7 protein-coding genes are annotated in these 13,515 nt (G+C 64.0%); 2 read left to right on the forward strand and 5 right to left on the reverse strand.

Translation table 11 applies throughout. The annotated features are described in order from the left end of the window. Positions 1-374: 374 nt before the first annotated feature. Together ABIA45_RS08870 and ABIA45_RS08875 are read right to left on the reverse strand one after the other, a co-directional pair. A complete protein-coding gene (locus ABIA45_RS08870; RefSeq protein WP_271542211.1) occupies positions 375-1,631 on the reverse strand; it encodes an efflux RND transporter periplasmic adaptor subunit in 1,257 nt (418 codons plus the stop codon). Next, a complete protein-coding gene (locus ABIA45_RS08875) occupies positions 1,628-4,819 on the reverse strand; it encodes an efflux RND transporter permease subunit (RefSeq protein ID WP_404651734.1) in 3,192 nt (1,063 codons plus the stop codon). Before ABIA45_RS08875 ends, ABIA45_RS08870 begins: the two co-directional genes overlap by 4 nt. A 563-nt stretch (positions 4,820-5,382) precedes the next feature. On the opposite strand from ABIA45_RS08875, the gene ABIA45_RS08880 reads away from it, so the two are divergent. Next, positions 5,383-6,294: a hypothetical protein gene (locus ABIA45_RS08880; RefSeq protein ID WP_404651735.1), complete on the forward strand. Its 912-nt coding sequence runs from the start codon at positions 5,383-5,385 to the stop codon at positions 6,292-6,294. A 133-nt stretch (positions 6,295-6,427) separates the two neighbouring features. Here ABIA45_RS08880 and ABIA45_RS08885 read toward each other — a convergent pair whose 3' ends face one another. Beyond that, positions 6,428-6,961 carry a hypothetical protein gene (locus ABIA45_RS08885; protein ID WP_404651736.1) on the reverse strand — a complete coding sequence of 178 codons (534 nt, stop codon included), beginning with the start codon at positions 6,959-6,961 and terminating at the stop codon, positions 6,428-6,430. On the opposite strand from ABIA45_RS08885, the gene ABIA45_RS08890 reads away from it, so the two are divergent. Next, positions 6,917-9,235 carry a hypothetical protein gene (locus ABIA45_RS08890; protein ID WP_404651738.1) on the forward strand — a complete coding sequence of 773 codons (2,319 nt, stop codon included), beginning with the start codon at positions 6,917-6,919 and terminating at the stop codon, positions 9,233-9,235. The genes ABIA45_RS08885 and ABIA45_RS08890 overlap by 45 nt on opposite strands. 23 nt (positions 9,236-9,258) lie before the next feature. On the opposite strand, the gene ABIA45_RS08895 is transcribed toward ABIA45_RS08890, so the two are convergent. Both ABIA45_RS08895 and ABIA45_RS08900 read right to left on the reverse strand, forming a co-directional pair. Further along, positions 9,259-12,348, reverse strand: coding sequence for an ATP-binding protein (locus ABIA45_RS08895; protein WP_404655633.1), 3,090 nt, complete (start codon positions 12,346-12,348; stop codon positions 9,259-9,261). A 269-nt stretch (positions 12,349-12,617) separates the two neighbouring features. Then, positions 12,618-13,445 (reverse strand): hypothetical protein, encoded by an 828-nt coding sequence (locus tag ABIA45_RS08900; protein WP_404651739.1) that lies wholly within the window; start codon positions 13,443-13,445, stop codon positions 12,618-12,620. Between the last annotated feature and the right edge of the window lie 70 nt (positions 13,446-13,515).

The following is a 13,515-nucleotide window of genomic DNA, read 5'->3' on the forward strand; positions in this document are numbered from 1 at the left end:
CTGAGATGCAAACCTATACGGACGGTCGGCCTTAAGGTCATCTGCGATCTCACGGATGCCTCGCTTATTGCAGCCGGACAAGGTCACGACAATATCGGCTTTCGCAGACCTCGACCCCGATTCAAAACCTGAAAAACAACCCCATGCACAGTAGACGTCAAGAGCTAAGACGACGGCCGACGCGCAGACGGAGGTACAGGTTTTGGCGAAGGTCGGATGTCAGCAATTGCGCCTAAATAACTGATCTGATTGTACATAAAGATATTCCATAATATACCTTATGCGAATCACGGATACGCGGGTCCAGACTGGTCCGGCCGCGCCGTGCCTCGAACCACTACTCACCTTCTGCCGGTCGATCCGGCCTAGCCGACCTATGAAGCGGCGCTCGTCGTCCGGATTTGCACCTTGGCTCCGTCGGCAAGGTCCACCGACGGATTGAGAATGATGTGATCCCCGCGCTCGACCCCGCTGTCGACTTCGAGCTGACGGCCGAGATCGCGCAGCACGTGGATCGTCCTGAAATGCACGATTCCATTCGCGACCACGGCGACTTGCATTCCTTTGGCATTGAAGATCACCGCGTCAGCCGAAATTTGGAAGCTTGGCGTCCGGCGTGGGATACGAAGTTCCACGGTGCAGTAGATCCCCGACGTGAGCGCCGCATCGGGATTCGGGATATCGACCTCCGTCAGCAGCGTCCGCGAGCCGGGCTGGAGTGCATCCGCTATCCGGGTCACCGTCCCGGGAAAGGTCCGGTCCGGGATCTCGGGTACGTGGACGATCGCGGCAATGCCAGGCCTGAGGTTGAATGCGGCGTCCTGCGGCACGAACACCTGGGTACGGATGACGCTGCCCTGCTGGAGCGTGAACATGAACGTGCCCGAGGTGGCATCGGCCTGGACCAGGCTGCCGACGTCGACATTGCGCTGGGTGATGACGCCGTCGAACGGAGCCACTACGCGCTGATACAGCTTCTGCTGGCGGAGCACCTGCAACTGCGCCTGCTCGGCCGTGATGTTCGCCTGCGCCACCGATACCGCCGCCTCCTGGGCCTTCAGTGTCTGCTCGTCGATAGTGCCCTGCTGCGCGGTCACCCATCCCTTGTCGACCAGCGGCCGATCGCGGTCCCAGGTCACCTTGGCGAGTTCCCGGTTGGCCTGCGCCTGCTGGTACGACCAATTGAGCTGGGCGAGTGTCGCCTCCGCTTGGGCGATCTGGTGATCGAGCTCGGGGGCATTGATCTCGGCGAGCAGCTGCCCTGCCTTGACGTGGTCGCCGATATCGACGGCGCGAATGGCGATATAACCGCTGGCGCGGGCGAAGATGTTGGCACTCGCAAATGCGGAGGTCGTGGCCGGCAGCTCGACGACCTCGACTTGATCGGCGGGCTCGACGGCGGCCACACGGACTTGCGGAACAAAATCTCGTTGCTGCTCGGCTGTCGCTAGGACCTGGCGGTGCTCGGCATATTGGCGCCAGGCCCCCGCCGCCAGCAGCGCGCCGGAAATGAGGATCAGGCTAAAGCCGGCGAGGCGCCCTCCCCGACGAGTCTGCCCTCGAGGTGTGACGTCCTGGTTCTGACCAGGTTCGGCCAGGCGCTCGGGTTCGATTGGTCTGTTGAAGTTCATTCCAGCACCTCGTCGAATACCCCGTGGTGTGTCTTCCCGTCATTGCCCTTGCGAAGAACCGCGAAGAGGTAAGGCACGACCAGCAGCGTGGTCGGCGTTGCGAACAGCAGCCCCCCGATGACGGCGCGGGCCAGCGCGGCGTTCTGTTCCTCGCCGGCGGCGCCGATCGCCATCGGGATCATGCCGACGATCATCGCGGCCGCGGTCATCAGAACCGGCCGGATTCGGGTATGGCCGGCCTCGACCGCGGCTTCAAAGGCGGTCTTGCCTGCGAGCTGCTGCTCGCGGGCAAAGGTCACGAGCAGGATCGAGTTCGCCGAGGCGACGCCGACCGCCATGATCGCTCCCATCAGCGAGGGCACATTGAGTGTCGTGCTGGTCATGAACAGCATGGTCAGGATGCCGCAGAGCGTGGCCGGCAAGGCCAGAATGACGACCAAGGGATCGCCGAAATTCTGGTAATTCACGACCATGAGCAGGTAGACGAGCACGGCGGCGAACAGCAGTCCTGTGCCGAGGTTGATGAAGGCACTGTTCATGCTCTGGATCTGGCCGGTGACCTGGATCGTGTTGCCGGGCTTGAGCTGCTTCTGAAGATCGGCCGTTACCTTGGCGATGTCGCTCGCCACGCTGCCGAGATCGCGGTCCTGGACACTGGCATAGACCTCGTAGACCGGCTGCACATTGGCCTGGTTGGCGTTGGTCGGGATCGTGCCGCGCTGGAATGTGGCGACGTTGCCAAGCAAGCCGGGAATGGGCGTGTCAGTCTGCAGTGACGCCAGCGAGGTCGATACCGGCGTGTTGGCGAGATCGTTGAGCGATGCGATCTGCCGCTCGGGCGTCTGCACGGCCAAGTAATAGGGAATGCCGGAGGTAGGGTCGGTCCAGAAATTCGGCATGACCTGCTCCGAAGAGCTCAGGCTGACGTTGAGGTTGCTTGCGATCGTGTCGGCATTGAGCCCCAGCTGCGCAGCGCGGGTGCGGTCGATATTCGCGTAAAAGGCCGGTGCGTTGACCTCCTGCTGGAGATGGACGTCGGCGATTCCCGGGATCGCGGCGAGACGCCGGCGCAGCTCGGTGGCGACCTTCAGGTTGTTTGCCTTGTCGTAGCCCACGGTTCGCACGTCGATCTGGGCCGGCAGCCCGAAATTGAGGATCTGGGTGACGATGTCGGCTGCCTGGAAGTAAAAAGTGTCTTCCGGAAATGCAGCCGGCAGGACTTCGCGCAGCTTGCGCACGTAGTCGGCCGTTGGCCGGTGGCCTTCCCTCAGCGAAACCAGGATGACACCATCATTGACGCCGATAGTCGAACCGTCGCTGAACGCCAGATTATAGGAGCGCGCCGGCAGGCCGATATTGTCCACGATCAGCGCGCGATCCCTCTCCGGAACGATCTCGCGGATCTTGTCCTCGACCCGTTGAAAGATCGCCTCGGTATTCTCGATCCGGCTTCCGGCCGGCGCGCGCACATGGAGCTGGATCTGTCCCCCGTCGATGACCGGGAAGAAATCGCGGCCGACCATGGGGAACAGCACGAGGCCCAGTGCCAGAACGGCGACCATGCCCGCAGGAATGATGAAGCGATGCTCGATCAATCCGGTCAGGATATGCGAATAGGCATGGCGCATCGCCTCGAAATGTCGCTCGAAGGCCGCATGAAAGCGCGCGAAGGGACCGCGTGGTTCAGCGCCGGTTTCGCCGTGGCGCTCGCCCTTGAGCAGGAGACCGATGATGATCGGCGTCAATGTCCGCGACAACCCGTATGACGCCAGCATCGCGAAGACCACCGCAAGGCCCAGCGGCGTGAACAGATATTTGGCCGGTCCTTCCAGGAAGACGACCGACGTGAAGACGCAGCTGATCGCCAGGGTCGAGACGAGCGTGGGTATGGCGATGCCGGCCGCGCCGTGCAGCGTGGCCTGCGACAGAGGCTGTCCCTCCTCCGTGAGCAGGCGATGGGTATTCTCGATCGTGACCGTGGAATCGTCGACCAGGATACCGACGGCGAGCGCCAGTCCTCCCAGCGTCATCGTGTTCAAGGTCTCCCCGAGGAAGTGGAGCACGATCAGCGATGTGAGGATCGATAGCGGAATCGAGATCATCACCACGAGCGTCGATCGCCATGATCCAAGGAACAGCAGGATCATCAGTGCTGTCAGCGCGGCTGCGATAGCGCCCTCGCGCAGCACGCCTTCCACCGATTGCTTGACGAACACCGACTGATCGAACAGCTCGTCGATACGCATGCCCGGAGGCGCGGCGGCGCGCGCGGCTTCGAGCGCCTTGTGAACCGCGTTGACCACGCTGAGCGTCGAGGCGTTGCCGTTCTTGATGATGCTGAGCAGCACGGAACGGCGGCCGTTCTGGCGCACGACATTCTGCTGCACTAGCCAGCCGTCGTGAACCTGCCCGACGTCCCTGACAAAGATTGTGGCGCCGTTGACGACTTTGATCGGGATGTTGTTCAGGTCCTTGATCGATGGAGGCGTCGCGTTCGTCCGGACGACATATTGCTTGTCCCCCATCTTTGCCGTTCCAGCCGGCAACGTCAGGTTCTGGGCGTTGACCGCATTGACGACGTCGAGGGGCGTCAGCCCCTTGGCGACCAGCTTGGCTGGATCGAGATCGACCATGATCTGGCGGTATTTTCCGCCCGATGGCGTCGGCAGCGTGATGCCCGGAATGGGCGCCAGTTGCTGACGTATGCGATAGATGCCGTAGTCGTAGAGCTGCTGCTCGCTGAGCGTATCGGAGCTCAGACTGACCTGGAGCACGGGCACGCTCGAGGCGTTGAACTGAACGACGACCGGCGCCTGGATGCCGGGCGGCATCAGCGCGCGGATGGCGTTGGTGGCGGAGACGATCTGCGAAATCGCGAGGTCGAGATTGACGTCGGGTTGGAAGTAGATCTTCTGCACCGACAGGCCAGCCATGGTCTGTGCCTCGATGTTCCTGATACCGTTGACGTTCGAACTGATCGAGTACTGGCTGTAGGTGGTGACGCGTTGCTCCATTTCCGGCGTACTGAGGCCGGTATAACTCCAGATCACGGTCACGACCGGGATGTCGATATCCGGAAAGATGTCGGTCGGCATCGCGAATAGGGTGACTGCGCCGAGGAACAGGATCAGCGCGGCGACCACGTAGAAGGTGTGGGGAAATCGCAAGGCGAAACGAACGATACCCATCGAGCACTCCTCGCGCGTCGCAGCCTGTTGCGGCCACCACGGCTGTCCAGATCAGCGTTGACGCGTGGCACGCGGCGTGTTGCCGGTGCGGCCACCTCGTGCGCTCCTGGATGGTTCTTGGTCTCGAGGGTCAACGATGAACCCCGCTCACACTCCCGGCTTCGGGCGTCCGGAATTGCAGTCGTGAGCAAACATGGCAACAGCAGATCAGAAGTGAATGCGGTGTGGTGTTAATTCACGGCAATGATCGGCGGGATTCGACCACAAATCGGTGAGCGCCCTCGTTTTGAATCTCAAGACCATGCGAGCTATGTCGCGAGGCCCAGCTCAGTCCGTCGAGATGGCCGAAGCCGATATCGCCCCTGCCCGAGCTCAAAGCCGTGGTAGCTCAGTCCTGGCTGATTGCGTGCTCCGGCGCATCTTCCGCCCGCATGCCGCAGTGGAAAGTTCGGAAAGTGTGTGCCAGTTCATACAATCGAGCGGCCGCGAGCCGCACTATTCCCCAAATAAGTTGCATAACGAAACACGTTTTGGGTGCCGGCCGGTCCTGGCGCGAAGGCGCTTTGAGCCGCGTGCGACCCGGGGGAGCCAAAAACATGCGTCGTGATTTGACCATCAAGACCGGCAGCATGGCCGGCACGTCCGATTTCAGGGTGATGGCTCCGATCAAGAAGGGGTTCGTGCCGTCCCTCGATGCAACCACGTACAAGACCCGCGTCAAATACGTGCTGCGGGCGCTGAATGGCGGACGCGCCAACGCGTATGAATACGAGCTCGCCCGCGTGCTGACCGATTCCGTTGACCGCGTCGGGCGGATCCACTCGGTGGGCATCGCCGTGCTCGAACCCGAGGACGAATCCGTTGACGGCGTGGACTATGTGCTTCTGACCGCGACGTTCGACGGGTCCTGGGAAGCCTATGTCCGTGTCATATGGCAGAAGGCCGCCCGGCTGCTCGACCTCATCTTCTGCAATACCGATGGTTATGTGCTCGGATACGAGAACACGTACGAAAACTGGGGTATCTGGCTCAAGAGCAAGCAGACCGAAGCCTATTTCCTCTATGCCACCCCCGACCTGACCGTGGATGACACGCGCTTCCTCCGGATGGAGGAGCGAGTCTATCGGCGCGCCTCTGGCGCCGGCGCCGACAAGATCGTCACGCGGATCAGGATTCCCTCGCCGGAAGACATCGCGCGACACTCGATATTCGAGGTCGACGGCCAGGTCGGCGTCGATCCGACCAATGCCGGCTTCAGCAAACCGCTCAGCATCGAAGCTGCCGCCCGGCCTCCGTTTCGCCACGGCATCCGCGCACTGGCGGGACTCTACCGTCTGGCCGACTTCTATCCGCCGGGCACGCATGACGGGGTGCTTCTGCATCGGGCCGGCCACGAGCTGCTGCCCGAATTCGTCACCATGATCAACGACCCACACCTACGCGGAAGGCGTCAAGCGCGCTCGCCGGCGCTATGAAGAGGCCCTGCGCTGGTTGATGACCCCGCCCGATGTGGCGCCGGTACGGCGCAACCTGCCCCTCGCCCCGCCGGCCGAACCGCCGTTGCAGGATCCCGGCAACGTGCAAGGCGGAATTCTGACCGCCTACAATTCAGATCACGGCTGCCTGCTGCTGTTGCAGTTCGCCAATCCGGCCGCACTTGCCGCGTTTCTCGACGTCCTCCAGGTGACTTCCGAAGCCGACGTTCTGACGCCGGGGCAGATCGTCACCAACATCGCATTCACGGTCGAGGGACTGCGTCAGGCTGGCCTGTCCGACAAAGAGGTGCGCAGTCTGCCGGAAGAGTTCGTGCAAGGCATGGAAAGGCGCGCCGGCCTGCTCGGCGATGTGCGCTGGAATCATCCGAACCGTTGGCGCCTTCCCGCCAGCAATTGGGCGCTCGGGATCGACGCGCCGGACCTGCCCGACGGCGACCCGGCGCCGCGGATCAGCATGAGCTCGGTCCATGCCGTCCTCCAGCTCCGCCTGTTGCTGTCCAAGGACGCGCAGCCGACGGCGGATGCGAGACAGGCGTTGATGGCCGAAATGAAGCGTCTGGTCGAGGTCGATGCAGGCATCAAGCCCCTTTCGATCCAGTGGATGCAGCGCCAGCGCGATAAACGATCCGGTGACATGCAGGACCATTTCGGGTTCGCCGACGGCGGTTCAGACCCGGTGCTGCGTGAGTGCCAGGCCGGCAGATACTACTCCAATCAGGTGCATCTCGGCGAAATTCTGTGCGGCTACCCGAACCTCGCCGACGAGACGGCACCGTTCGGCAACGCGACCAACCGTGCTCACGCAATGCTCCGCGACGGCAGCTTTATGGCACTGCGTAAGCTGCGACAGGACGTCGAGCAGCTCGACGAAGTCCTCGCCCGCGCGACGCGACAGGCAGCCGAGACGGCCGCACCGGACGCACCTGCCCTGACGCGCGAGACTCTGATGGCCAAGATGATGGGACGCTGGCCGACGGGCCATCCCCAGGCCGGCCAGCCCCTCACCCCAACTCCGCCGCCATGCGCGCAGAGCAACGACTTCAACTACGACGCCGACCCGCAGGCCCAATCGTGTCCGTTTCACGCGCACATACGGCGCGCCAATCCGCGCGTGTCGATCACCAAGGCGGATGCCGGCGCCCGGCCCCCACGGATCGTCAGGCGCGGCATGTCCTACGGTCCGCCCGTCGACCCGCAAGCCGCCAAATCCGGCCAGCAGCCAGAGCGCGGTCTGGTTTTCATGGCCTACAATGCCAGCCTCGGCGAGCAGTTCGAGGTGGTGCAGAGCTGGCTCTCTGGCGGCAACAGCTCGGGTGCGTCCTCGGGGGTCAGCGATCCCTTCCTCGGCGTCGCCGAGCCTGGCCGGCTCCGGCATTTCCGTTTCGAGCATGGAGGCCAAACCATTCGTGTGGCACTGGACGGCTCGGACCGGCTCCACGACGAACCTCGTCCGTTCGTCCGTCTGGAATGGGGAGCATATTTCTTTGCGCCATCGAAGAAGGCGCTTGCCGATCTAAAGCAATGGGCGGCGAGCCAGGGGTACCAACCGGCGGTGACGTGGTGCGCGGATCAGGGGGAAAAAGAGATCGCGCGTCTGCGCCTGATCGAGCGCCAGCAGGGCGAAGCCGCGGCGATGGCCGCGTGGAAGACAGCGCTCGAAGATCCGGATTCAGCCTCGCATTTCGTCAACGCCTCGATCTGGGCTGCGATCCGCGAGCGCCACGGCGGCGCGCTTCGCACGCCCTTCGGGGTCTTGGTGGCCGACCGCGACATGGTCTACAAGGTGTTCGCCGACTCCGACACCAAGCTGACCATCACGGGCTATCTTCCCCGCATGCTGCGGTCGTTCGGCATCCTCTATCTTGGCCGCGACGCCGGGCAGCCAGACCAAGTCTACGAGCAGGAATCCGAGGCCTGCAATGCCGCGATCATGGCCCTCGACCAACCCGCCGCATTCGAGCTGGCGCGCGCGGTCACACAGAAGGTGCTGGGCTTCATGGTCAAGCAGACGATCGACTATGCCGCCAGCGACGGCGAAGCGAGCTGGGAGCTGACCGTCGACGTGCACGAATTGGTGGATCCGCTGCTCGCCGCCTTCTGCGAAGCGTGGTTCGGGTTGAGCGAAGACGGGGGCCATTTCCGCCGCGTCGGCTATCGCTGGGATTGGACGCCGGGCGAGCCGCCCGGCTATCCCGGGCATTTCCTGTCGCCTTCGCGCTACATCTTCCAGCCGCACCCGAACGCGACAGTGGAGGCGATCGGCGCGGCACATGGCGACGCTGCACGCCGTGCCATGGAAAATTTCCTGACGCAGTTCGGGCCGACAAACGCGCCAGTGACGAAGGCAGTCTATAACTCGCCGCGGGGCACCGGCGACATTCCGTTCGTGGCGCGCACGGTCGCCGGCGCCATGATGGGATTCATTCCGACCGTTGACGGCAACCTGCGACGAATATTGAACGAATGGCTGCGCGAAGGAACGCTATGGGCGTTGCGCGCTCGCTATGCCGGCACGAAGGCAAAGAACTATATGGACGCTCTCAACCGGCTGAGAGACGACTTCATCCCCGCGATGCAACTTCGCGCGGTGCCCGAACTGATCTGGCGGACGGCCGTCGTTTCGCAGACCATCGGAGGTGTCGAGGTCAGGCCCGGAGACGTCATCGTCGCCGGCGCGGTCTCCGCCACCCAGCAAAGTCTCGCCGAAGGCCGTCAGGACATCTACCACGCTTTCGGCGGCAACCGCAGGGTCGCGGGGCATCCCACGCATTCATGTCCCGGAGCAGACCCGGCACTGGCGGTGATGCTGGGTTTCTTCAGCGCACTGGTGGAGACGGAGCTACCCTTGCGGACCGGCCCCATTCCAATGAGCCTGACGATGGACGGAAGAGTCCCGGCGCCGAGCCCACCGCTACCCTAGAGCCGTGGGCAGGTGCGCAGCGATCAGACGGCACAATGCCGAGCGAGCTGATCGTTGGCGTGGATGACGGGTATGCCGGCGATGCGCCTGATCGTCTGCTCCGCATGCCAGTGCATGCCGAGGGCGCGCAGTTTCTCCGCGGCTTCCATCATGGTCTGGCGAGCCGCCTCCCCCCGGCCCTGCCCTGCGAGGAGCTCGCCCCGCAGGAAAAGATTCAGGGCCGCATCGCGCAGCGACCCGCGCCACCCTGCGGAGGTTTCGGCCCGGCGCAACCAGCGCTCGCTGAGGCGAAGATCCTGGCGCAAAGCTGCGAGCTTCGCCAGCGCGCGGCACGCCGCCGCTTCGCCCAGTCGCTCGCTTTCGCGTGCGCGCCGCAGGACATGGGCGGCATACCGTCGCGCCGTCTCGACATCGCCTTCGGCCGTCGCCGCCTCGACGAGCCAGCTGTATTGAACCGACGTGTAGAATTGAAAGTTGCGCCGCTCCATCCATTCGGCGGCGTTGCGCAACTGCAGCAGGCCCTCGGCGTCGCCGGTTGCCGACCAGCGGGCAAATCCCGAGGCGGCCCGGCAATCCGCCAGAAGCAGCAGGCTGCGCGTGTTCTCGGCGATGCGCGCCCCTTCCACGGCAAGCTGCTCCGCCTCCTGCCAGCGACCCTGCCAGATCAGCGCGACTGCGATCCAGTTGCGCACGGAATTGACGACCGGATGGGTCGAGCCTCCGACCAGAGCCATGGCTTCGCCGAAACAGGCGTGGGCGTCCTCGAAATCGCCGCGATCCGCAAGGACACCGCCCTTGCACGATAGCGCATAGGCGGCTCCGAAGGATATCGCACCATGCCGCCGGCTGCGTTGCTGCTTGGTCGAAATGGCGGCGTCGATCAGGGCGATGGCTTCGTCGTACTGACAGCTTGCAGCAAGAATCTGACCGAGCGTCGCTTCGATCTGAGCGATCAGGCGACGATCTTCGAGCTTGCGCGCCAATTCCAGTGCCGTCCGCGTGTGCGTCACGGCTTCGCGGAAGCGGCCGAACCCGTAGCACATCCAGCCGAGCCATTCATAGGCGCTGGCCATCGCGGCGGTCTCGCCGAGGGAGGACGCGATCGCAACCGCGCGTTCGAACACAGAGGTGTCGTCGGTCAGCGACAGCGGGTCGAAGATGTTGGCCATACCCAGCTTGTTGGCCAGCAAGCACCAGCGCAGCGATTGCTCGCGCGAGCGATTGGGCACGCGATCCAGCGCCTGCATCGCAACCTGGTACTGCGCGCTGGCACGATCGAGCGCAAATGCAGCCATGGCCTTGTCGCCGGCACGTTCGGCATAATGGGCTGCGCTTTCCCAATGACCTGCGCCTTGCGAATGGTAGGCCAGAGCTTCCATCGCATCTTCGCGATCAGCCTGCTCGGACCGCGCCAGCAGGGTGTCTTCGATCCGCTTGTGCAATGCCTGACGCTCGTGCAGGCCAATGGTGTCGTAGACCGCATCGCGCGTGATGCCGTGCTTGAAGCGAAGGACGCCGCCCGCTGGATCGGCAAAGAGAAAGTCCGCATCCGCCAATGCCCGCACGATGGCCGGGTCGGGTTCGGTGCCGCAGGCCGAAACCAGCAGCCCGTGCGGCACGGTGTTGCCGATGACGGCCGCGGCGCGCACCACCTTCGCCTCATCGGGCGGCAGACGTGCCAGGCGCGAAGCGACCAGGGTTGCGATCCAGCCCTGTTTGCTGCGCGCTTCGAACGAGGCCGGATCGTTGGCGGCGATGGAATGGCAGAGCTCTTCGATGAACAACGGCACCCCGCCCGCATAGGCATGGATGCGGGCTACCAGGAAGGGGTCGGCCTGCGGGACCCAGCGTCGTACGGCAAAGTCGGTTTCCGGCCCCTGAAACGGTTCGAGAAACAGGTGCGGCGCGCCGGAAATCCATTCGGTGCCGTCCTCGCGCGGCCGGCTGGCGAGGATGACGCGAGGTCCGTTGGGCAATTCCAGCAAAGCCTGCAGCAATTGGCGGCTCGCGTCATCAGACCATTGCCAGTCGTCGATCACCAGCACCAGCGGGCCATGTGCCGACAGTCCGGTGAAGAACCCGAGCAGATCGCCGACGACGCCATCGACGGTGATGCGGCCGCCGCGCGCATCGGCGCCGGCCGACGCCAGTGCGAGAATCGATTCTGCGTTCGGACCGAGTTGGGCCGCCCAGGGCTCCAGAGCCGCGCGCGCCGTCTCCTTTGCCTCGACGAGGGAGGCGTCCGCTCGAATTCCCAGTGCAGCGCGCAGCATCTGCAGGAATGGTTGCAGGACCTCTGCACCGACGTAACTCTCGCAACTGCCTCGCAGCAGCCTGATGCGCTCGGTGCCGACGTGCCCCAGCACTTCTTCCAGAAGGCGCGTCTTGCCGAGTCCGGGTCCGCCGACGACCACCGCGCAGCGTTGCGCCTGCGCAGGTGCTTCGCTCAGAAAGCGTGTCAGGAAGCCGAATATCTCGTTGCGGCCGATGAAGGGCGTCAGGCCGCGGCGCGAGGTTGCCTCGAAGCGCCGGGTCGCCGTGCTTCGACCCAACACCAGCCTCGCCGGCGGCATTCCCGAAGCCGCCGGGAGGTGGGCGGCGAGCTCGAAGAAGTTGGCATGCGGCCCAAGGGCATCGAGGCTGGCCAGGATCTGATCCGGACCGGCGTGGCGCGACAGGTGCGCTGCCGTGTTCACGACATCGCCGATCAGGTCATACCGGCCGGACTCGATGTCGCCTTGGGTCAGGAGCACGGTGCCGGCATGGATACCCGAATGCATTCGAAGCGGCATCAGCGCCGGCGATACGCCATCGTGGCGCAGCTCTCCAACCCATTCGTGAATATCGAGCGCTGCTTCCGCAGCACGACGGCCGTCGTCTTCGCCGGATTGGGGATAGCCGAAAATGGCGAGGGCACCGTCTCCCTGCGTGCGGATGATACGACCACCGTGCTTCGCCACCGCGCGATGCCAGATCTGCCGCAACTGGCTGAGGAGTTCGGAAAGGTGCTCGGACTCGACATCCCGGCCCAGGGCGGTTGATCCGACAAGGTCGGAGAACAGCACCGTCAATCGATGACGTTCGCCTCTGGGGTCGCGGGTCTGCGTAATCATCGTCAATCGCAGCCAACTCGTTGACGAACCGCAAGAACGGTCTCCAGCGGGTGCCAGACCGGATGCAGCAAGTATCGCAAAAGGCCATAGTAACTCGCCCAACCCGCAAGTGGAAGCTCGCGGGGATTGCATCCGCCGAATATGACGATCAGGACAACCGCATTGGCCTAACCTATTCAAAAAGCTCATGTCTTGCTGGTTGCCGGACGGCGCATCGCCTGCGCAGGCCGAGGCGGAGAATCAAGCCGGAGGATATCGAGCTGCCGTTCCTAGGGAAGCGGCAGCCGCTCCAGCTGGCTCTGCGCCTTTTTGACGGCGGCCGCATACCAGCTCTCGCTCGGGGCTTCCTTGGCGAAGCACGCCGTGAAGGCGGTCATTGCCTTGTCCTCGCGGGCCATCTCGCCGCGCGGGTCTTTCTTGTCGATGGGCTTGGCCATCATCTGCTTCCAGACCTTCTCGCAGGTCGCGATCGGGGCGGTCTTCACGGCCTCCCTTGCCGCGAGGAAATAGACCTTGTCGCCCTGGATCGCGACGACGTCGATTTCGTCCGGCGGGCCCTTGAGGCCGCCATTGCCGCGCACGCCGAGCACAGCGGCTGCGACGCTCGCCTTGGCCGGCTTGGTGATCGGCAGCTCCGCGTAGATCGCGAAGGCGGCGTCCTGGATGGCGTAATAATAGAAGCGGTCGGATTTCAACGCGGCGCCACTGTCCTGAGGCATGCCGTCCTCGCGATGCTCGCCAAGCCAGTGCTTGAGCAGCCCGGTCGTGGTCACAACAGCCTGCATCTTGTCGCCTTCGGATGCGAAGCTCAGCCCGTCGAGATGGCCGAAGCCGATGTCGTCCTTGAACAGCGTATCGACGTTCGACTTGCCCTCGGCCCGGAGTCCCTTGATCGCGACCGGACCGACCAGGCCGCGCAGCACGCCGGCCAGCTCCTTCAGGGCCGCATCGTGCTGCTTGTAGATCTCGTCGCTCTCCTTGGCGTTCGAGAATTTTGCGATGTAGCGGTCGCGCAGGTCGAGATAATGCTGCTCGGGCGCGGCCGCCCCGGCGGGCGCGGCCAGGACGAGCAGGCAGAGCAAGGCAGGCAATCTCATTGCGATTCCGGGAAGACTGGAGAGCGATCTCCCATCTTTGTGCCGACGCCGCGTGCCAAGGTTCATCCAT

Source organism: Bradyrhizobium sp. USDA 336 (assembly GCF_044908355.1).
Lineage (GTDB): Bacteria > Pseudomonadota > Alphaproteobacteria > Rhizobiales > Xanthobacteraceae > Bradyrhizobium > Bradyrhizobium yuanmingense.